Origin of the sequence: Streptomyces sp. NPDC050439 (genome assembly GCF_040655335.1) — a bacterium.
Classification (GTDB): domain Bacteria; phylum Actinomycetota; class Actinomycetes; order Streptomycetales; family Streptomycetaceae; genus Streptomyces.
In genome coordinates this window covers 770,243-788,465 of record NZ_JBFAJT010000002.1, presented here as the reverse complement: position 1 = coordinate 788,465, position 18,223 = coordinate 770,243, and the positions used below count along the sequence as shown (strand labels likewise).

The 18,223-nt window shown below is 71.4% G+C and carries 13 protein-coding genes; 10 read left to right on the top strand and 3 right to left on the bottom strand.

Annotation, left to right across the window (positions count from 1 at the left end):
• Positions 1-121 precede the first annotated feature (121 nt).
• On the bottom strand, positions 122-943 hold the full coding sequence (locus AB0I66_RS10715) for a PPK2 family polyphosphate kinase (protein ID WP_363207872.1): 822 nt from the start codon (positions 941-943) through the stop codon (positions 122-124).
• 248 nt (positions 944-1,191) lie between these two features.
• On the opposite strand from AB0I66_RS10715, the gene AB0I66_RS10710 reads away from it, so the two are divergent.
• The 9 genes from AB0I66_RS10710 to AB0I66_RS10670 all read left to right on the top strand — a co-directional run bounded on the left by AB0I66_RS10710 (position 1,192) and on the right by AB0I66_RS10670 (position 13,489).
• Positions 1,192-1,848 (top strand): helix-turn-helix domain-containing protein, encoded by a 657-nt coding sequence (locus AB0I66_RS10710; RefSeq protein WP_363207402.1) that lies wholly within the window; start codon positions 1,192-1,194, stop codon positions 1,846-1,848.
• Positions 1,845-3,107: an MFS transporter gene (locus AB0I66_RS10705; protein ID WP_363207401.1), complete on the top strand. Its 1,263-nt coding sequence runs from the start codon at positions 1,845-1,847 to the stop codon at positions 3,105-3,107. Before AB0I66_RS10710 ends, AB0I66_RS10705 begins: the two co-directional genes overlap by 4 nt.
• Before the next feature lie 143 nt (positions 3,108-3,250).
• Positions 3,251-4,558, top strand: coding sequence for an extracellular solute-binding protein (locus AB0I66_RS10700; RefSeq protein WP_363207400.1), 1,308 nt, complete (start codon positions 3,251-3,253; stop codon positions 4,556-4,558).
• Complete coding sequence (locus AB0I66_RS10695; RefSeq protein WP_363207399.1) at positions 4,555-5,535, top strand: sugar ABC transporter permease; 981 nt, start codon at positions 4,555-4,557, stop codon at positions 5,533-5,535. Before AB0I66_RS10700 ends, AB0I66_RS10695 begins: the two co-directional genes overlap by 4 nt.
• An 11-nt stretch (positions 5,536-5,546) precedes the next feature.
• Positions 5,547-6,359 carry a carbohydrate ABC transporter permease gene (locus AB0I66_RS10690; protein ID WP_363207398.1) on the top strand — a complete coding sequence of 271 codons (813 nt, stop codon included), beginning with the start codon at positions 5,547-5,549 and terminating at the stop codon, positions 6,357-6,359.
• 37 nt (positions 6,360-6,396) lie between these two features.
• The gene (locus AB0I66_RS10685) at positions 6,397-9,795 is read left to right on the top strand and encodes an alpha-mannosidase (protein ID WP_363207397.1); all 3,399 of its coding nucleotides are present in this window, start codon (positions 6,397-6,399) and stop codon (positions 9,793-9,795) included.
• 56 nt (positions 9,796-9,851) lie between these two features.
• Positions 9,852-11,567, top strand: a complete 1,716-nt coding sequence (locus AB0I66_RS10680) for a hypothetical protein (RefSeq protein WP_363207396.1) — start codon at positions 9,852-9,854, stop codon at positions 11,565-11,567.
• Positions 11,564-12,424 (top strand): ROK family protein, encoded by an 861-nt coding sequence (locus tag AB0I66_RS10675; protein WP_363207395.1) that lies wholly within the window; start codon positions 11,564-11,566, stop codon positions 12,422-12,424. The genes AB0I66_RS10680 and AB0I66_RS10675 overlap by 4 nt, the downstream gene beginning before the upstream one ends.
• Before the next feature lie 24 nt (positions 12,425-12,448).
• Entirely contained in the window at positions 12,449-13,489 is a 1,041-nt protein-coding gene (locus tag AB0I66_RS10670; protein WP_363207394.1) for a LacI family DNA-binding transcriptional regulator, read from the top strand.
• Positions 13,490-13,537: 48 nt separating this feature from the next.
• On the opposite strand, the gene AB0I66_RS10665 is transcribed toward AB0I66_RS10670, so the two are convergent.
• Both AB0I66_RS10665 and AB0I66_RS10660 read right to left on the bottom strand, forming a co-directional pair.
• The gene (locus AB0I66_RS10665; RefSeq protein ID WP_363207393.1) at positions 13,538-14,161 is read right to left on the bottom strand and encodes a CGNR zinc finger domain-containing protein; all 624 of its coding nucleotides are present in this window, start codon (positions 14,159-14,161) and stop codon (positions 13,538-13,540) included.
• 82 nt (positions 14,162-14,243) lie between these two features.
• The gene (locus AB0I66_RS10660) at positions 14,244-15,368 is read right to left on the bottom strand and encodes an NADH:flavin oxidoreductase (protein ID WP_363207392.1); all 1,125 of its coding nucleotides are present in this window, start codon (positions 15,366-15,368) and stop codon (positions 14,244-14,246) included.
• 187 nt (positions 15,369-15,555) lie between these two features.
• Between AB0I66_RS10660 and AB0I66_RS10655 the strand changes: the two genes are divergently transcribed.
• Positions 15,556-18,159, top strand: a complete 2,604-nt coding sequence (locus AB0I66_RS10655) for an AAA family ATPase (protein ID WP_363207391.1) — start codon at positions 15,556-15,558, stop codon at positions 18,157-18,159.
• The last annotated feature ends 64 nt before the right edge of the window (positions 18,160-18,223 follow it).

Sequence of the window (18,223 nt, the reverse complement as noted above, 5' to 3'; positions counted from 1 at the left end):
GTAGGAATGGGAACGAGTTCTACTGCTAGTGGCGCACTAAGTCACGGCATACCTAGAAGTAACTTCTGTCCGATCTTGTCGCAGTGATCTTCAATGTCCGATCTTGTGCCCACGTGCCGCCCTATGCGGCACCTTCGCCCGCGAGCAGCTCGCGCGCCGCGGCGACGTCGAAGTCCGCCTTCGGGTACTGCGGATCAAGGGCGGTCAGATGCTCGAGGAGAAGGCGGCTGACCGCCCAGTTGCGGTACCACTTGCGGTCGGCCGGGATGAGGTACCAAGGCGCGTCGGACGTGGAGCAGCGCTCGAGCGCGATCTCGTACGCCTCCTGGTAGGCGGGCCACACGGCGCGCTCCTCGATGTCGCCCGGGCTGAACTTCCAGTGCTTGTCCGGGTTGTCGAGACGTTCGAGCAGGCGGCGGCGCTGCTGTTCGTACGAGATGTGCAGGAAGCACTTGATGACGGTGACGCCGTCGTCGGTGAGGCTCTGCTCGAAGTTGTTGATCCTGCCGTAGCGGCGGCCGAGGTCGCTGGGCGGGACCAGCTCGCGTACGCGGGCGATCAGGACGTCCTCGTAGTGCGAGCGGTCGAAGATGCCGATCTCGCCGGGCACGGGGAGCGCCTGCGTGATGCGCCAGAGGAAGGGGTGGCTCAACTCCTCGGGTGTGGGCGTCTTGAAGGCCCGGACGCGGCAGCCGGAGGGGTTGAAGTGGCCGATGACGTGCTTGACCGTGCCGCCCTTGCCGCTGGTGTCCATGCCTTGCAGGATCAGCAGGATGCGGCGGCGGTCGCCGGCGGTGCTCGCCGCGTGCAGCCGCTCCTGGAGGTCGGCGAGCCGATCGCCCATCTGGGCGGTGGCGAGGACTCCGGCGGCTTTGTCCGCCGGCCCTCCGGGAGTCGCGTCGGCGGCGTACGAGGCGAGATTGACGCGCTCGCCCTCGGGGATGCGGAGGAGTTCGCGGAGCGGCGGGGTGGGGGGAGTCTTGGCCTTTCTGCTCCCCTGCTTCTTCTTGTCCTTGTTGTCCTTCTGGTTCTTCTTCTTCGGGTCTTTCTTGTCCTTGGCCACGGGGCGGTCCCTTCCTCCGGTGTCCCTCGATGGTGGGTCAGGGGGCGGGTACCCGCCAGCGGGATCGGGGCTCCTGCGAAGCCGGTGGAAGCCTTGTAAAGGGTTCTTTCTAAAGATATCTTTACATTATGGAGGAAACCCCGGAGACCTCGGAACGCCAAGACAACCCCAGGCCCGCCGAGCGCAGCATTCACCTCACCGACCCCCGCGCCCTGCGTGCCTACGCCCACCCGACGCGCATGGCCCTGGTCGGTCTGCTGCGGCGGAGCGGACCGTTCACGGCCACCCGGGCCGCCGAGCTGACCGGCGAGTCCGTGGCCAGCTGCTCGTACCACCTGCGGATACTGGCGAAGTACGGGCTCGTCGAGGAGGCACAGGGGGGCCGGGGGCGCGAGAAGCCGTGGCAGGCGACCGCCCGCTTCACCGACTGGCCCGGCTACAGCGAGGACCCGTCCGTGGCCGAGGCCTCCGACGCGCTGAGCGCGGCGGTCGCCCGGCGGTACTTCGAGCGGGCCGTCCGGGCGATGGAGCAACGCCACCTGTTGCCGCGCGCGTGGCGCGAGGCGGAAGAGTTCAGCGACTCGCTCCTGCACCTCACCCCCGAGGAACTCTCCGCCATCAACGAACGCATCGAGGCGCTGCTGCGGCCCTACGAGGACCGCGAGAGCGACCCGGAGCTGCGCCCCGAAGACGCGCGCCCCATCAGCATGGTGCGGCTCGCCTTCGTCGACCGGGAGATCCCGGAGGAAGTCCCGGGTGCGGCTGGAGAGAGTGACGGCGAGTGAAACTGCGGGAGCGCATACCCGAGCTGCTGCGGGAGCGGACCTTCCGGCGCTACTGGACCGGGCAGACCGTCTCGCTCATCGGCGACGAGATCTCACTGATCGCCATTCCGCTCGCCGCCGTACTGGCCCTCGGCGCCGACGCCGCCGAGATGGGCTGGCTCAAGACCGCCGAGCTGCTGCCCGCGCTCCTCCTCAACATCCCGCTCGGCGCGTGGGCCGACCGGCAGGCGCGGCGAAGGTACGCCATGATCGCCGCCGACCTGGCGCGCGCGGCACTGCTCCTGACGCTTCCGGTCGCCTATCTGCTCGACGTCCTCACGCTCGGGCAGCTCTACCTGACCGCCTTCGGCATCGGCGCGCTGACCGTCCTCTTCGACGCCTGCAACGCCACGCTGTTCGTGGCACTGGTGCCGAGCGAGCGCTATGTACAGGCCAACTCCCTGGTGCACGGCAGCCGTTCGATGTCCTGGCTGGCCGGCCCCGGGGCGGGCGGGCTGCTCGTGCAGTTCCTCACCGCTCCCTTCGCCCTGTTCGCCGATGCCTTCACCTACCTGATCTCGGCGCGCCAGCTGTCCCGCATCAAGCCGGTCGAGCCCGAACCGGCGCCGGTCGCCAAGGGGCACTTCACGGCGGGACTGCGCTGGGTCTTCAGGCAGCCGACGATGCGGGCGCTCTTCGCCTGGTCGGGCACGATCCAATTCTTCAACTACATGTTCCACACGCTCTTCGTGCTGTACGTGACGGTCGAACTCGGCCTGAGCGCGGGCGTTCTCGGCGCGATACTGGGCGCGGGGGCCGTCGGCGGGCTGCTGGGTGCCGTCTACAGCGGAAGGGTCGTACGCTGCTTCGGCATCGGGCCATCCATCATCGTCGGCTCCGTCGGCTTCACCCTGCCGCTGGTGCTCATTCCCCTCGCGGGCGGCCCGCTGCCGCTGATCGTCACCACGCTGTTCGTCGCCGAATTCCTCAGCTGTGTCGGCGTGATGGTCATCGACGTGGCCGCCGCGTCGCTCCAGATGGCGCTCATCCCCTCCGCCATCCGCTCCCGCGTGATGGGCGCCCAACGCACCCTCAATCACGGCTTCCGCCCGCTGGGGGCACTGACCGCGGGCGTCCTCGGCACGGCCATAGGCCTGCGTCCCACGCTCTGGATCGGCACGGCGGGAGCGGTCCTGGCGGTCCTGTGGCTCCTGCCGTCACCGGTACCGGGCATCCGGAAGCTGCCCGAGACCGTCGAGCAGGACACCGTGTCCGCCTAGTCCGTCGAGCAGGACACCGTGCCGGCCTGGTCCGCCCGGCTCGCACTGCGCGAACCATTGACATCCCACCCCGGCGCGGAGAAGCTCCATCACGCCCGTGTTAACGCTAACACCGGGCCGACACACACCTGGGGGAGCCGCCCATGTCAGGTAGTCGTCACCTCCTTTCTCCGGCGTCAGGTGCTCCGCTCGACCGCCGCTCCCTGCTGGCCGCGGCCGCCGCCGGGGCGCTCGCCACGGCCTGCGGGACCGCGAACGGGCAGCCTCCCGGGAAGGTCGCCGTGCTCGGGGACAGCGCCGCGTGGGAGAAGCCGATGGCCGCCGCGGGGGCGGCGATGAAGGCGGCGGCAGGGCTGCGGCTGGTGCCCGAGGTCAATCCGTCCCTGGAGTCGTTCGAGCAGGTCGTCAAGTCCTCGCTGCGCACCAGCAAGACGCCGGACATGCTCAAGTACTGGTCGGGCTACCGGCTCCAGGACCTCGCCCGCACCGGCGGCATCGTCGACCTGACCCGGCAGTGGGACAGCGCCGTCCGCAAGGGATGGGTAGACGCCTCCTTACGGGACGCGTTCACCCACCGGGAGCGGGTCTACGGCCTGCCGATGAACCTCGCGTACTGGGTGTTCTTCTACAACATCGAGGTCTTCGAGGAAAACGAGATTCAAGTCCCCGTCACCTGGGGGCAGTTCCTCTCCGTCTGTGCGCGGCTCAAGAAGAGCGGGATCACCCCGCTGCACGGCTCCGCGGCCGACCGCTGGCCCTCCTTCATCTGGTTCCAGGAGGTCCTCAGCCGACAAGACCCGCAGTTCTACGAGGACTTGATGAACGGCCGCGCGCGCTACACCGACCCGCGCGCCGAACGCGCCCTGCGCACGCTGGAGTCCTTCTTCGACAAGGACTGGTTCACCTCCATGGACATGAGCCACGCCGACGCCGCCGCTGCCGTCGTCCACGGCAAGGTCGGGATGGTGCCCTGCGGCACCTGGCTCGGCTCGACCCTGGTCGGCGCGGGCGCCAAACCCGGCAAGAACCTCGGTGCCTTCGTGCTGCCCATGGCCGACCCGAAGGCCCGGCCCTGCGTCATCTTCGAGTCCAGCGCCCTCGTCTCCACCGTCAAGGGCCCCGACAGGGAAGAGGCGTGGAAGGCGACGGGCAACTGGCTGCGGCCCGCCGTCATGAAGGCTTTCTCGCACAGCCTCCAGGACGGCTGCCCCAACCCCCGCGTCGAACCCCCGAACCCGGTGATCGCCGGCCTCGCGAAGAAGGTACGGGGCGACAAGCTCTGGCTGCTCAACCGCTTCTGGGAGCAGGGCCCGCCCGAACTGGTCGAGGCGACCGTCGACGACCTCGCCGGGTTCCTGCTCAATCCGTCGTCGGCCCGCACGACGCTGCGCACCATGCAGGACCGCGCGGACGAGGCATGGCAGGTATGGCGGGAGGCGGAGAAGACATGACCGAGACCGTCGCCCCCGCCCCGCACACCGCGAAGCCCGTACGCTCACGACGCATTCCCACCCGCAGCCCGCACCGGGCCGCCCGCGGCAACGGCAGGCTCGGCGGTCCGCTCGCCGCGCTGCCCTGGGCCCTGCCCGCCTTCGCCTTCGTCGGCGTACTCCTCGTCTACCCCTTCTTCCGCAGCGTCTACGACAGCTTCTTCGAGGACAACGGCTTCACGAGCAGCTTCGTCGGCCTCGACAACTACGCGCGGCTCGCCGACGACCCGATCCTCGGCCGGTCCCTTCTCAACACCTTGATGTGGGTGGCCGGAACCCTGCTCCTGCCCGTCCTGGCCGGACTGCTCATCGCCGTCGCCACACACCGGATGCGCTTCGGCGGCATCGCCCAGCTGGTGATCGTGCTGCCGTACGCCATCTCCGCCGCCGCGACGGCGGTCCTGTGGAACTTCATGCTGACGTCCGACGGCGCGGTCAATCAGGTGCTTCGCGGGATCGGCCTCGACTCGTGGGCGCAGACCTGGCTCCTGGAATGGCCGCAGAACACGCTCTCGATGATCGTCGCCAGTACGTGGCAGGCCACCGGGCTCAACGTCGTCCTGTTTGCGATCGGCCTGCGGGCCATCCCTCAAGACACCGTCGAGGCAGCCCAGTTGGACGGCGCGAGCGGCTGGCGGATGTTCCGGCACATCACACTGCCCCAGCTGCGGGCCGTCACCGTCGTCGTGGTCGGGATGGCCGTCGTGAACAGTCTCAAGGCGTTCGACATGATCTGGATCCTCACCAAGGGCGGCCCGTCCCGCTCCTCCGAGACGCTCGCCCTGAGCATGTACCGCGAGGCGTTCCGTCTCTTCCACATCGGTTACGGCTCGGCGATCGCCCTCGTCCTCTCGGTGATCGTCGTCGCCTCCTCCTGGATGTACCTGCGCCGCCAGATGCCCGAGGCCGATTCGCGCGCCGCCACCGCCAAGGCCTGAGGAGGCTCCTCATGGGTCGCACCGTGCGCCATCTCTTCGTCGCCGGATGCGTGCTGCTCTGGCTGATCCCGCTGTACCTCCTCGTGGTCAACGCGCTGACGCCCGCGACCGAGTACGCGGGCAAGCCCGAATGGACCGTCCAGGGCTTCGACCTCGTCGAGAACGTCAAGACCGCTTGGGACGTCGCGGGCATCGGCGACAGCTTCCAGGCCTCGCTGCTCTACGCGGTGGTGTGCGGCCTGGCCGCGGTGCTCGTCGCGGCCATGGCCGCGTTCGCCGTCGTCGTCCTGCCCATCCCCAGGCCCGCCTTCTGGTTCTGGCTGATCTACTCCGGCACGCTTTTCCCGCTGCAGATGTTCCTGGCACCGCTCTTCGGCCTGTACGCGGACGCCGACCTGTACGACACGCGGCTCGGGCTCATGCTGATCTACTCCGCGTGGGCGGTGCCGTTCGCCTTCTTCCTGATCCGCAATCAGATGACCACGATGCCGCCCGAGTTGACCGAGGCGGCGCTCATCGACGGCGCGTCCTTCCGGCGGATCTTCTGGCGCATCCACGTACCCCTGATGAAGGCGGGGCTCGGCGCTGCCTTCATCTTCCAGTTCACGGCCGTCTGGAACGACCTGCTCCTGGGCATCACGCTCAGCCGCAGCCCCGACGTCCAGCCCGTGATGGCGGCCCTGGCCACCCTCAACAACGCCTACGCCTCTACGGGGCCGCCCGTCATCCTGGCGGGCGCGCTGATCGTCTCCGTGCCCACGCTCCTCCTCTTCCTGGTGTTCCGCGGCCTGTTCCTGCGCGGCGTCACCGCATCCACCCGCTGAGCCCCGACCACCGTCCGTCCCACCGGGAGAGAACCGCATGACGACACGCGCCCTCGTCCGTACCACCGACTGGGACAACGACCGGATACGCGACAGCCTGCGCTCCTCCGTCATCACCGCGGAGGGCAGCCTCGGCGGCGCCACGCTGCGGCTGACGCAGGAGCCGCTGTTGCGCGAGGCGGCGGACGGCGAGGGCCTGACGCAGTCACTGCGGGTCGAGGCGGTCAACGGGGCCGTCATCCCACCTGAGTTGACCGTCCGCACGGAGTCCGGTGCCGCGCTCCCCGTCGAGCGGCTCGCCGGCCCCGGCGGATCCGTACGCCTCATGGTGCCCGCCGTCGACACCGAGACCCGCCTCACGCTCTGCTTGCCGGACACCGCCGACGACACCGAGGGCATCGACCTACGGCTCACCCCGCAGCGCCGCTGGACCCTCCACCTGATCCACCACTCCCACCTCGACATCGGCTACACCGACCCCCAGGGACACGTCCTCGCCGAGCACCTCTCCTTCCTCGACTCCTGCCTCGAGCTGACCCGGGCCACCGACACCTGGCCCGCCGAGTCCCGCTTCCGGTGGTGCGTCGAGTCGCTGTGGTCGTTCCGGCAGTGGGCCGATGCCCGCCCCGCCGAGCAGGTCGACGAGTTCGTACGCCGGGTCCGCGAGGGGCGCATCGAGCTGACGGCGCTGCCGTTCAATCTGCACACCGAGACCTGCTCGACGGACGAACTGCACGAACTGCTGCGCCTGGCACACGAGGTGCGCGAGCGGTACGGCGTCACGTTCACCTCCGCCATGCAGACCGACGTGCCGGGAGCGGTCGTCGGCCTGGTCGACGCGCTGGCCGCCGCCGGGGTCAAGTACCTCTCCGTGGCGCACAACTGGGCCGGACGCTCCGTGCCCCACCTGGTCGGCGGCGAGAAGCTGCCCCGCCTCTTCCGCTGGCGGGCCCCCAGCGGCAACAGCGTCCTCGTCTGGGTCACCGACACCCCGCACGGCCTCGCGTACATGGAGGGCCCGCTGCTCGGCTTCGACACAGCCTACGCGGACGTGGACGACCTCCTTCCCGCCTACCTCACCTCCCTGGCCACCAACCCCTACCCCTACCGCGGCGGCATCTTCGGCTGGGCCATGGACCGGACCGAGGTCAAGCGCGAGCCCTACCCCTGGGACGTGCTCCACCTGCGCGTCCAGGGCAAGTTCGGCGACAACGCGCCGCCCCGCCGCATCATCGCCGACACCGTCCGCCGCTGGAACGAGACCTGGGCCTTCCCGCAGCTGCGGCTCTCCCGCAACGAGGACTTCTTCACCGACGCCGAGGCCAGGCTCGGCGACGCCGTCCAGACCTTCGACGGCGACTGGACCGACTGGTGGGTCGACGGAGTCGGCTCAGGCGCGCGGCCGCTGTCCCTGGCCCGCACCGCCCAGTCCGTGGTCGCCGACGCCCAGACCATCGGCACGTTCGCAGGACTCCTCGGCGCCACGGGGGCGGAGGAAGACAGCGCGGACGCGTCCGGGGTCTACGAGGCGGTGTCGCTCTTCGACGAGCACACCTGGGGCGCCGGCGACCCGTGGACCCACGGGGACGAGGGCGGCCACTCCGGTGAGCACCAGTGGCACTGGAAATACGGGCAGGCGATGCGCGCATACGACGACGGACACGCGCTGCTCGGCAGGGCGAGCGCCCGCCTGGGGCAGCGCCTCGCGACGGCTCCGGGCGCGGCGGCCACGTACCACGTGCTCAACACCTGCTCCTGGCCGCGCACGGACGTCGTACGGATCTTCCTCCCGGAAAGCACCGTGCCGCTCGACCATCCGGTGGCCGTACACGACGCCCGCAGCGGACGCCGCATCGCCCACGAGGAGGAGCCCCAGACAAACGACGACCACCGAGACGCCGGACGCTTCCTGCTGGTGCGCGTGAAAGAGGTACCGCCCGCGGGATCGGTACGCCTGGACATCACCGCGGACGCGGCACGGACCGGCGAGCAGTCGGGTGCGACAGACGCAATGGCCGCCACGGGCTGGAGCCCCCCTGGCGGCAACCAGCGGTCGGCTGCCGCGGTGGTGAGGGCTGCCACCGGCAGGAACCCCACGGATGGCACCAAGCGGGTGGATCCGGCAGAGAGCGCGGTCGTTGCGGACACCGGGTCCTCGACCCGGGCGCGCCTGGCGAGCGGACGTCACGCCGGGGCGGACTGGGCCAGCCAGGGGTCGTCGGCGACGGTCGTGAAGGCCGCCACCGGGTGGAACCCCACCGGCGGCACCGAGCGCGAGGATCCGGCGGAGAGTGCCGCCGCGGCGCATGCGCGGCTTGAGCCGACGCTGCTGGAGAATGAACACCTTGCCGTTCGCGTGGACCTGGCCCACGCCTGCATCGCCTCCGTCATCGACAAGGCGACCGGGCGCGAACTCGTCCGGCAGGGTGCGATCGTCGGCTTCAACGGCTACATCCACGACAGCTACACCACCGCGGGGGCCTTCAACCACAACTCCAGCCGCACCACCGCCTCCGACCGCCTCGAACACCTCGGAGACCGCGCCGTCGCCCCGCCCGCCGCGCTCATCGCCCGCCGCTCCACCGCGATGGCCGAGTCGATCACGTACGAGACCCGTCCGGCCGGGGCCAACCGGCTGCGCACCACCCTCACCCTGCCCGTGGGTGTGCCACGCCTGGACATCGAGAACCGTCTCGACAAGGACGCGACGCTCCGCAAGGAGAGCGCCTACTTCGCGTTTCCCTTCGCCTTCGACGAGCCGGTCGTCCGTATGGAGGCCTCCGGCGGGCTCACCGGCAACACCCTTCCCGTGGTGCCGGGTTCGGCCCTGCACATGCGGGCCGTACGCCGCTGGGTGACCCTCGCCGAAGAAGGGCTCGCGGTGGCCTGGTCCACGCAGGACGCGCCACTCGTGCAGTTCGGCAACATCGCGCTGCCGTACGCACCCTTCCCGAAGACCATGGGGCACGACGAGCCGGCCACCGTCTTCTCCTGGATCCACAACAACCTCTGGGACACCAACTTCCCCAGTGAGCAGGGCTTCGAGTTCACCTTCCGCTACAGCCTCGCCTGCGCTCCCACCGCCGACGGGCTCGGCCCCCGCACGGCCGCGGCCTGGAGCCGCCCATTGCGCGGCGTGCGGGCCAGGGGAGCGGAGGGCGCAGGGCCTGCGTCGCTTTCCTTCGTCGACCTCGGGGACGCTCGGGTCCGCCTGGTCGGCTGCACCGTTCCGCGGCCCGGCGAGATCCTGCTGCGGCTGCAGTCCTTCGCCGAACAACCCGTGGCCTGCCCGGTGCGGGTCCACTTCCCCGTCGCGGCCGCGCACAGCGCCACCTATCTGGGCGCGAAATCAAGTGAACTGGCATGTGAACTTGGTGCGTTGACCGTCGATCTTCCCGCTCTCGGCACCACCGCCGTGCTGTTGACACGTCTCTGACCGCGTATCCCCGTATCCCCGCGTCCCATGAAGAACCCCCGCACGAAGGAGCATGCGTGTACCGGCTCGACCCGCGTTACCCCCCGGCACCGGGGACCGTACTGACCGCCGGATGGGAGGCCGTGGCCGCTCAGTTGCCGGCCGAACCCGCGGTCGTGGCCGTCGAGGGGCCGCCGGCAGCCGACTGGGAGACCATCGTGGCGCGGCTCACCGCCGCCTGCCCCTTGCCCGTACGCACCCTCGACATCCGTACGCGCTACGCGCCCCCGGCCGACGTCCGGCGTCGCACCATGAGCGCACCGGACGCGGACGACCCCTACTACTGCAAGCTCGCGGAGAATCCGCTCACCGACCTGTTCGATGAGATCCCGCAGGACGACGGTGATCTGGAAGGCCTGCTGCTCGTGTACGGGCCGGGCGCCTCGCTGGTTCTGCACGATGTGCTCTGGTACGCCGACCTGCCCAAGCGGTACGCGGAGGCCGCGGTGACGGCAGGGGAGGGGGGCAACCTCGGACTGCCGGGTGAGCCGCCCGAGTTGAAGCGGCTCTTCTTTGTCGACTGGCCGATGCTGGACCGCCACCGTGACGCGCTCGCGCGGCAGTTGGACGGCTGGGTCGACGTGCAAGAGCCCGGGCGTCCCGTGTTCGTCGACGGGGAGGGGCTGCGGGCCAGCTACGCCGAGCTCGCCCGGCGCCCCGTACGCGCCAGGCCGTTCTTCAACTCGACGCCCTGGGGCGGGCATTGGGGCCAGCGCGCGCTCGGATTCAACCCCGGCGCACGCAACACCGCGCTCGGGTACGAACTCATCGCCCCGGAGGCGGGCATCCTCATCGGGGACGGCCCCGAGGCGCAGGCGGAAGTCCCCTTCCAGCTCCTGTGCGTCCTGCACCCCGAAGAAGTGCTCGGACCGGAGGCGCACGCCCGCTTCGGCACGTCCTTCCCGATCCGTTTCGACTATCTGGACACCGTGGGCGGCGGCAACCTGTCGGTGCACTGCCACCCCAAGGAGCCGTACATGCGCGAGCGGTTCGGCTGGCACTACACCCAGCACGAGACGTACTACATGACGCTCGGCAGCGCGCACACCCGCGTCTATCTCGGCCTGCGCGAGGACGCCGACCTCGGCCTCTTCCGCAAGGAGATCGAGGAAGCGGCGCACGACGGCGTGCCGATGGACCCCGCGGACCACGTCATGACGTTCCCCGCCGAGCAGGGCAGACTCTTCATGATCCCGGCAGGCACCCCGCACGCGAGCGGCGCCGGAAACCTCGTCCTGGAGATCAGCGCGACCCCGTACCTCTACAGCCTGCGCTTCTACGACTGGCTGCGGCCGGACGCCGACGGCAACCCGCGCCCCCTGCCCTACGAACACGGCCTGACCAACCTGGAGACACGGCGGCGCGGCGACGCCGTGACCCGCGACCTCGTGCAGGAGCCGTACGTCCTGCGCCGCGGGGACGGCTGGTGCGAGGAACTGCTCGGCGCCCTGGACGAGATGTTCTACGAGGTGCGGCGCTACACGCTCGCCGCGGACGCCGTCGCCGCGGACGACACGGCGGGACGGTTCCACGTCCTGAACGTGGTGGAGGGGGCCGGGGTCACCGTGCTGACCTCGGCGGGGGAGCGGCACACCCTGGCGTACGCGGAGACGCTGACGGTGCCCGCGGCGGTCGGCGGCTACCGCCTGGAGTCGCGGGACGGCCCGGCGAAGGTCGTGAAGGCACTCGTGCGGGACCGCCGGGCCGCGGGCGCCGGCGCGGGACATCCGTGAGAGCCGTCCTGGAGATCGGCGGCACCCATGTCACCGCCGCTCTGGTGGACTCCTCGCGCACGCGGGTGAGCCGCAGCGTCCGGCGAGCGCTCGACGCGCGGGGCGACGCCGAGCACGTACTCGGCACGGTCGTGCGCTGCGCCGGGGAGCTCGATGTGCCCGCGGGGCAGGTGTGGGGCGCCGCCGTGCCGGGGCCCTTCGACCACGAGAAGGGGATCGCCCGCTTCGAAGGTGTGGGGAAGTTCGACGACCTGTACGGCGTCGACGTGCGCTCGGTGCTGCTCGACGGAGTGTGGCCAAGGCCCGCCGACGTGGTGTTCCTCAATGACGCGCACGCGTTCCTCCTCGGGGAGTGGAGCGCGGGGGCCGCGGTCGGCCATCGGCGCTGCGCGGGAATCACCCTGGGGTCGGGCGTGGGGTCGGCGTTCCTCGTGGACGGCGTCCTGTGCCGGGAGGGGCCGGGGATACCGCCCGAGGGACGCGTCGACCTCCTGCGCTGGTCCGGCGCCCCGCTGGAGGCCACCGTCTCGCGACGGGCGATCCTCGCCCGCTACGGCGGCGAACGCGGGGTCGATGTGCGGGACATCGCCGAGCGGGCGCGCCAGGGCGAACAAGGGGCCGCACGGGTCCTTGACGAAGCCCTCGCCGCCCTGGGTACTGTCCTCGCCCCGTGCTTACGTGACTTCGGCGCATCGGCGGTCGTCGTCGGCGGCGCCATGGCGCTGTCCTGGGACCTCGTCGGCCCCGCCCTGCGCACCGGCCTCGGGGATACTCCGGTGACACCGCGCCCCGGCACGCTGGGCGCGGACGCGGCGCTGATCGGGACGGCCGAGTATGTGAGGGCTGCCGGGAGGTGAGGCGACCCCCGGGAAAGGACACACATGACGATGCCCGAACCGCGTTCCCCCATGGACGGTCCGCCCACGCTGCGCGATGTCGCCGAGCGGGTGGGCGTCAGTGCGATGACCGCCTCCAGGGCCCTGCGCGACGACCCGCGCGTCCTGCCGTCCACCCGTGAACGCATTCGCGTCGCGGCGGCGGAACTCGGCTACCGGCCCAACGAGGTGGCCCGCAGCCTGCGTCTGGGACGCGGCACGGGCCTGGTCGGACTCGTCGTCACGAACCTGGCCAACCCCTTCTACTCGCGGTTCGCCCTCGGCGTCGACTCCGTCATCGCGGGCGACGGCTTCAAGACCGTCATCGGGAACACCGGCCAGGACCTGGACGCCGAACGCGAGCTGGTCGCCGACCTGGTGGCCCGTCGCGTCGACGGCATCATCGCCGTCCCCGCCGCGGCCGACCAGCGCCACCTCGCCGCGGCGGCCGCCGACGGCGTGCCCGTGGTGCTCGCCAGCAGGCCGCCCGAAGGGTTCGACGCGGACTGCGTCCTGGTCGACGACTTCGGAGGGGCCCGCGCCGCCACCGCCCGCCTCATCGTCCGCGGACACCGTCGGATCGGCTTCCTCGGCTCGCCGCCCGCCGTCTACACCGGCACCGAGCGTCTGCGCGGGTACGCGGCGGCCCTCGCCGCCCATGGCATCCGCTTCGACGAGGACTACGTACGGCAAGGGCAGACCGAACCGCGCGAGGCCCGGCGTGCCGCGGCCGAACTCCTCGCGCTGCCGGAGCCGCCCACCGCGCTGTTCTGCTCCAACAACCGCAACACGATCGGCGCGTTCCGCGCCCTGCGCGCGTCCGGCACCGACACCGCGCTCGCGGGCTTCGACGACTTCGAACTGGCCGACGCGCTCGGGCTGCCGCTCACCCTCGTCGCGTACGACAGCGATGAGATCGGCCGGGCGGCGGGCAGGCTCCTCGCCGACCGGATGCGGGGGAGGGAATCCGACCCGGGCAGGAAGCCGGCGGAGGGCCCGGCGCGCCGCGTCGTGACGCCCACCAGCTTGGTGGAGTACGGGAGTTGAGGCTCGCGGGGCCGGCCGGTTCTGGTGGTCCCGGTGGTCCCGGTGGTTCTACGCGTTGGCGTCCGGAGTGGGCGCCGGCTCCGGCTGCGCGCCCGCGCGGCGGCGTTGGCGCGAGGCCCGCAGGTTCGCGGCGTTGCCGCAGTCGCGGGTGGAGTGCCAGACGCCGCTGTTGTTGCGGGAGCGGTCGTAGAACGCCGTGGCGCAGCGTTCATTGCGGCAGATCTTCAGGCGGCGCCACTCTCCGGTGGTCTGGGCGAGCAGCGCCTCGCACAGCACGGCGGACGTCAGCCAGCGCCAGCCCTCGCCCTCGGGCTCGGTGGTCAGGGCGGCGTCGCCGTGCAGGTTCACCTGGAGGGCGCACGAGGTGAAGCGGGCGGTCTCGCCGTTCGTCGTGCCGCACCGGGAGAGCAGGGCGCGGCGCAGCTGTTCGCGCAGTTGCCGCAGCTTGGGCAGGTCCTCCTCGGTGAGGGTGAGCCGCACCGCCGTGCGTCCCGTCCTCTCGGCCCAGGTGGGGAGCGCGACGGACACCCAGCCCTGCGCGGCGGTCAGGTCCCCGAGGAGATCGGCTTCGGCGGCGTGGCCGGTCGGCGCCGTGTTCAGGATGTCCTGCACGAGCCCCAGGCCGCCGGGAACGGCGGTGGGGAAATAGCGCTCGGTGGCAGGCCAGGTCATGCGCATATCGTACGCGACCGCGGGCGACAGCAGCGTATGGACTTGACTGCTGTCGCCACGGAAGGCCGCCTGCCGGGCTCGCTCAGACCAGGCTCTTGAGAAGCGACTTGTCGAAGGGCAGTGCCTCGCCGAGCCGGTTCTCCAGGGCCTTGGCCGCCCACTCCGGGTCGGCGATGAGGGCGCGCCCCACCGCCACCAGGTCGAACTCGTCCCGCTCCAGGCGCTCGACGAGCGGCTCGATGCCGGTCGCCGCGGACGGTGCCGCCCAGCCCTGCGAACCGATGAACACCTGGTCGAGGCCGACCGAGCCCACGGTCACCACCGGCACGCCGGACACCTTCTTGACCCAGCCCGCGAGGTTGAGGTCGCTGCCCTCGAACTCGGGCTCCCAGTAGCGGCGGGTGGAGGCGTGCAGGACGTCCACGCCCGCGTTCACCAGCGGGGTGAGCAGGCGCTCCAACTCCTCGGGGGACTGGGCGAGCTGCGCGTCGTAGCTGCCGGCCTTCCACTGCGAGAGCCGGAAGAAGACGGGGAAGTCGGGTGAGACGGCGGCGCGTACCGCCGCGACGATCTCCGCGGCGAAACGGGTGCGGGACTCGATGTCGCCGCCGTAGCCGTCCGTGCGGCGGTTGGTGCGCTCCCAGAGGAACTGGTCGAGCAAGTAGCCGTGCGCGCCGTGCAGTTCGATGCCGTCGAATCCGATGCGCTCGGCGGCGGCCGCGGCGTCGGCGAACGCGCGGATCACGTCGTCGAGGTCGTCGGCGGTCATGGTGCTGCCCTTGGCCTGCCCGTCCAGGTCGATCCCGGAGGGGCCCGCCGCGGGAGCGGACGGCACCGGTCCCTTGCCCTCGTCGCGGGTGATGCCGACGTGCCAGAGCTGCGGAATGATCTTCCCGCCCGCCGCGTGCACCGCGTCGACCACCTTGCGCCAGCCTTCGAGGGCGTCATCGCCATAGAAGCGCGGGACCCGGTCGCTCGTGCCGGCCGAGGCGTGATCGACGTACGTCCCCTCGGTGATGATCAGGCCGACCCCGGCGGCGGCCCGGCGCGCGTAGTACTCCGCCACGTCCGCGCCCGGCACGCCACCCGGTGAGAACTCCCTGGTCATGGGGGCCATCACGATGCGGTTGGGCAGGGTGAGGCTGCCGACACCGAAGGGGCGGTCGAGGGTCTGGGAAGTGCGCGCGGTCTGTGACGCCGAGGTCATGTGTCCTCCTGGCAGGGAACGGGGGCAGCGATCTCCTGTGATCGATGACGTAAGCGTACGCGCTTTACTCATGTCGCCTGCGGGGAGGGCCATCCTTCTGCCCCTCCTGTACGAGACGGGGGAGGCGCGGGGCGGCGGGTCTCCGTACGGGCGACGGAAATGGGTGGCCTCGTGGGAGAATTTCCGCGTGGACGGGGGGATCCTGGAGCGGGATCGAGAACTGGCTCGACTGGCCGCCGCCGCACGCGAGGCGGGGGGCGGAGCGGGCTCGGTGGCGCTCGTCTTCGGAGAGGCCGGCATCGGCAAGTCGAGCCTGGTGAACGCTTTGCCGGGTGCGCTGTCCTCGCAGGCCAGGGTGCTTGTCGGACAGTGCGACGACCTTGCGACCCGGCGGCCGCTCGGCCCCTTCCGTGATCTCGTCGGCAGTGTCCGCACCGAGCTGGCGCAGGCGGTCACCGAGGGCGGTGACCGCTATCGCGTGTACGACGCGCTGCGGGCCGAGCTGGGCGACCCGCCGCATCCGACGGTCCTTGTCGTAGAGGACGTGCACTGGGCGGATGAGGCCTCTCTCGACGCGCTGCGGTTCCTGGTACGCCGCGTGGACCGGATGCCCGCGGTCCTCGTGCTGACCTTCCGCGACGACGAGCTGGGCCGCGAACACCCGCTGCGGCACCTCCTGGGCCAGGTGTCGAGGGCGGCCCGCGTGCACCGCGTACCCCTGCCCAGGCTCTCCCGCGACGCCGTGCGCACGCTGAGCTCGGTGAGCCGCCTAGACCCCGCGCAGGTGTACGCGGTTACGTCGGGCAACCCCTTCTACGTGGCCGAGGTCGTCGCGGCGGGCGGCACCGGAGACGTGCCCCCCACCGTGGTCGACGCCGTCCTGGCCCGGCTGCGCGGCCTCGACGACGCCGCACGCGACGCCCTCGAACAGCTCGCCGTGGTCCCCTCGGCGGCCGAGCGCACCCTGGCCGACGCGCTGCTGCCGGGCGGGGTCGGCCAGCTGGCCTCGGCGGAACGGCGCGGCCTGCTCGTCGTGACCCCCGAGCGCGTGATGTTCCGGCACGAGATCATCCGGCGCGCCATCGCCGACTCGCTGCCCGCGGCACGGCGCATCGAGCTCGACCGGAACGTGCTCGCCGTCCTGGTCGCGCAGCCCGGCGCCGACTCCTCCCGCATCGTGCACCACGCCGCCCAGGCGGGCGACCACGACGCCATCGCGCGCTACGGCCCCGACGCGGCGAGGGACGCGGCCCGCACCGGCGCGCACCGCGAGGCCGCCGCCCAGCTGCGGCTCGTCCTGCGGCAGCGGGACCGCTACGGACCGGCCGAACTCGCCGACCTCCTGGAGCGGTTCGCGGTGGAGAGCTACACCATCGCCGACTCGCCCGCCGCCGTCGGCGCCCAGCGCGAAGCCGTCGCCCTGCGCCGCTCCCTGGGCGACCTGCGGGCGCTCGGCGCCGATCTGCGCTGGCTGTCGCGCATCCACTGGTGGGCGGGCGACGCGGACGCCGCGCAGGAGGCCGCCAGGGAAGCCATCGACGTACTCGAACAGGCCGGTGACGAGCGGCTGTTGGCGCTCGCGCTCAGCAACACCTCGCAACTGCGCATGCTCTCCGACCGGTACGCCGAGGCCATCGGCTACGGCGAACGCGCCATCACCCTGGCCCGCCGCACGGACGACGCGGCGATCCTCTCGCACGCCCTGAACAACGTGGGCACCGCCCGCTGGCGCGGCGGCGACCCATTGGGCAGGCCGCAGCTGGAGGAGAGCCTGGCGGTCGCGCTGAAGGCGGGCGAGGCCGAACACGCCTGCCGCGCCTACGCCAACGTCATCTGGACCCTCCTGGAGAATCTCCGGTTCGTGGAGGCGGACCACTTCCTGGCGCCCGCCATGGAATACGCGGACCGCACGGAGCACCTGGGATTTCTGCGCTATCTCCAAGTGGAGCTGGCGCTGCGGCAGTTCGCCGCGGGGAGGTGGGACGAGGCGGAGAAGCACGCCGAGTCAGGCGACGCCTACGAATTCCCGCCCGCCCGCTGCCCCGCCCTGACGGTCCTGGCACGCGTACGCATCCGGCGCGGCGCGGAAGGCGCCGACGAACTCCTGGTGCGGGCCTGGGAGGTCGCCGAGCGGACCCGGGAGCTCCAGCGCACGGGCCCGGTCGCCGCGGCCCGCGCGGAGGCCGCCTGGCTGCGCGGTGACCACGCGGCCGTGCTGGACGCCGTCGGCCCCCTGTACACGCAGGCGCGCGGCCTGGCCGCGACGCCCTACCGCGCGGAACTCGGCCACTGGCTCGCCAGAGCGGGGCACCCGCCTCCCGCCGACGGCTCCGATCACCCCTACGCCCTGCAGGCCGCCGGCCAGTGGCGTCGGGCGGCCGAGGCGTGGCGGGCCGCTGGCTGCCCCTACGAGCACGCGGCGGCCCTCGCCGAGAGCCCCGACCCGGCGGACAAGCTCACCGCGCTCGCCGGCCTCGACGCCCTGGGCGCCGAACCCCTGGCCCGGATCGTCCGCGCCGACCTGCGCGACCTCGGCGTCGCCCGCATCCCGCGCGGCCCGCACGCGGCGACCCGGCGCAACCCAGCGGGCCTCACCGGCCGCCAGCTCCAGGTCGGACGGCTCCTCGCGGAGGGGCTCACCAACATCGAGATCGCCGAGCGGCTCTTCCTGTCCGTGCGCACGGTCGACAACCACGTCCGCGCGGTCCTGGAGAAGCTCGGCGCCCGCACCCGGCGCGAGGTCGCCGCCCGCGCCGCACAGCTGGGGATGGAAATCGGCCGCGAAAAGTAGGTAATCGCCGGACGTGAGCTAGGTGGTGGCACGGATATCGGTGGGTGGCGGACAGTACTAGAAC

Excerpts from the sequence above, each read along its gene's own strand:
- AB0I66_RS10710 (WP_363207402.1), top strand. The coding sequence starts at position 1,192 with ATGGAGGAAACCCCGGAGACCTCGGAACGCCAAGACAACCCCAGGCCC.
- AB0I66_RS10700 (WP_363207400.1), top strand. The coding sequence starts at position 3,251 with ATGTCAGGTAGTCGTCACCTCCTTTCTCCGGCGTCAGGTGCTCCGCTC.
- AB0I66_RS10695 (WP_363207399.1), top strand. The coding sequence starts at position 4,555 with ATGACCGAGACCGTCGCCCCCGCCCCGCACACCGCGAAGCCCGTACGC.
- AB0I66_RS10690 (WP_363207398.1), top strand. The coding sequence starts at position 5,547 with ATGGGTCGCACCGTGCGCCATCTCTTCGTCGCCGGATGCGTGCTGCTC.
- AB0I66_RS10685 (WP_363207397.1), top strand. The coding sequence starts at position 6,397 with ATGACGACACGCGCCCTCGTCCGTACCACCGACTGGGACAACGACCGG.
- AB0I66_RS10670 (WP_363207394.1), top strand. The coding sequence starts at position 12,449 with ATGACGATGCCCGAACCGCGTTCCCCCATGGACGGTCCGCCCACGCTG.
- AB0I66_RS10665 (WP_363207393.1), bottom strand. The coding sequence starts at position 14,161 with ATGACCTGGCCTGCCACCGAGCGCTATTTCCCCACCGCCGTTCCCGGC.
- AB0I66_RS10660 (WP_363207392.1), bottom strand. The coding sequence starts at position 15,368 with ATGACCTCGGCGTCACAGACCGCGCGCACTTCCCAGACCCTCGACCGC.